The organism is Candidatus Cloacimonadota bacterium, assembly GCA_011372345.1.
Classification (GTDB): Bacteria; Cloacimonadota; Cloacimonadia; order Cloacimonadales; family TCS61; genus DRTC01.
In genome coordinates this window covers 1-2,196 of the sequence record DRTC01000384.1, presented here as the reverse complement: position 1 = coordinate 2,196, position 2,196 = coordinate 1, and the positions used below count along the sequence as shown (strand labels likewise).

Below are 2,196 nucleotides of genomic sequence, written 5' to 3'. Positions count from 1 at the left end.
GAAGAAGAACTGCAGCAGAAATTCGGTTTCTTCCTGAATGCCTTAAAATACGGAACTCCTCCCCACGGAGGAATCGCTCCCGGCATCGACAGGATCGTGATGATCATGTCAAATGCAGATTCCATCAGAGATGTGATCGCCTTTCCGAAAACTCTTCAGGCTGCAGACCTGATGAGCGAATCTCCTTCCGAAGTCTCGAAGGAACAGCTGAATGAATTAGGGATTCAAATACAGAAGAAAGAATAGCCACGAAAATGAACAAAAGGACACAGAATAAGATATTTTTTAAGAAAATCAATAACCCACACCTTCAGGTGTGGGAATCTTCTAAAACCGCTAAAATAATAAAGAAATGATCATCGAAAATCATCCCACTTCAGGAGAAGTCTTTTTTCTTTACTTCGTGATTCTTCGTGTCTTGGTGTCTTCGTGGTAAAAAATAAAATAGCAGCAGCGACCTTTGGCTGTAAAGTCAATCAATACGAAACTTCCTGCATTTTGGATGATTTTATCGATGCAGATTTTGAAGTTGTCAAATTCAACAAATCTGCTGATGTTTACATCATCAACACCTGCACAGTTACTAATCGCACAGATTATAAAAGCAGAAATGCAATCCGTAAAGCCCTCAAAGAAAAGGAAAAAAATCCTGAAATAAAGATAATTGTGACAGGTTGTTATTCTCAACGAAATTATGAAGAAATAAAAAAAATAGGTGATATCGATCTGATCGTCGATAATAATAAAAAAGGGGAAATTTTTAAAAACCTTCAAGGTTTTAGAAACCTTGAAGGTTTGCATTTCGAGGAGATTTCCAAAGCAACAGAATTCGAGGAAATCTCCACCAACTCGATGATAGACAGAACCAGAGCATTTATCAAAATCCAGGATGGCTGCGATTATTATTGTTCGTTTTGTGCAGTTCCTTATGCTCGAGGTCATTCGAGAAGTCGGAAAAAAGAAAATGTTCTTTCACAAATTGAGAAACTTGTAAAAAACGGATATAATGAATTCGTTCTCGGTGGGATCAATCTCGGACTTTATGGGAGGGAAAAATCGAAAAAATATTATCTTTCAAATCTGCTTTATGACATTGAAAAGATAGACGGAGTCGAACTCATTCGTCTGAGTTCGATCGAACCACAATTGTTTACAGATGATTTACTTAAGTTCCTGAAAAGCAGTAAAAAAATCTGTCCTCATCTTCATATTCCTCTGCAAGTCGGATGTGATGAACTTCTAACAAAAATGAACCGGAAATATTCAACTGCAGAATTTTCCAATTTGATTAGAAAATTACATCAAACAATTCCGGATTTAGCGATTGGACTTGATGTAATTACCGGACTTCCCGGAGAAACGGATGAACTTTTTTCTAAAACCGAGAAATTCCTTTCTGAACTCGATTTTACATATCTTCATGTTTTTTCATATTCCAATAGACCGGGAACAAAAGCTGCTGAAATGAAAGATCAAATAAATGGGAAAAAAATCAAAGAGCGAAGTAACCGATTGATCCGGTTATCCGAAAATAAGACAGGAAAATATATCGATAAAATTTTGGATAAAAATATGAAACTTTCGGGAATTATCGAGAGTCAAGTTAATGGTTTCTGGACAGCACTTTCCGATTATTATATCAGGATCTATTTTAAGAATAAGGAAGATTTGAGAAAAAAATATTTGAAGTTCAAACCTGTAAAAAAGATATTTGATGGTATCAAGGTAAATCTTGCGAATGGTTTTTGAACTTCCTGCTTTTCTTGACCTTCGCAATGGTTGTATCAAAGTAAAACTTTTTCAAAAATTGCATTCCCAAATAAAATTTAGGAATGAGGACAAACACGAAGAAGGTGCTAATAAAACTTTCCGAATCTTATTCTTTGAGAATTTCTTTGGGAGAAGCTTCGGAAAGAGGTGTGTGTTTCTTCTTGCGTTTCTTAAAATTCCCTCTCTTTTCAAGAGAGGGATCAAGGGTGAGTTAAATTGATTAAAATAAAAAACCTGACAGTAAAATTCATTCCGAAGTCTTCTACCATTTATTCTAGTGTTAGCGGATTCGGAAGGTTTACGATTAATGGAATTTTATTTTGCGGGATAAACTTTCCGAATCTTATTCTTTGAGAATTTCTTTGGGAGAAGCTTCGGAAAGAGGTGTGTGTTTCTTCTTGCGTTTCTTAAAATTCCCTCTCTTTT

Annotated in this window: 2 protein-coding genes; both read left to right on the top strand. The window is 35.6% G+C overall.

Annotated features, from left to right (window positions below; genetic code table 11):
* Positions 1-246: aspartate--tRNA ligase (locus ENL20_07525; protein HHE38409.1), on the top strand; the 246-nt coding region annotated here is incomplete at its 5' end.
* Between the two features lie 183 nt (positions 247-429).
* Entirely contained in the window at positions 430-1,749 is a 1,320-nt protein-coding gene (gene mtaB / locus ENL20_07520) for a tRNA (N(6)-L-threonylcarbamoyladenosine(37)-C(2))-methylthiotransferase MtaB (GenBank protein ID HHE38408.1), read from the top strand.
* Positions 1,750-2,196: the final 447 nt, after the last annotated feature.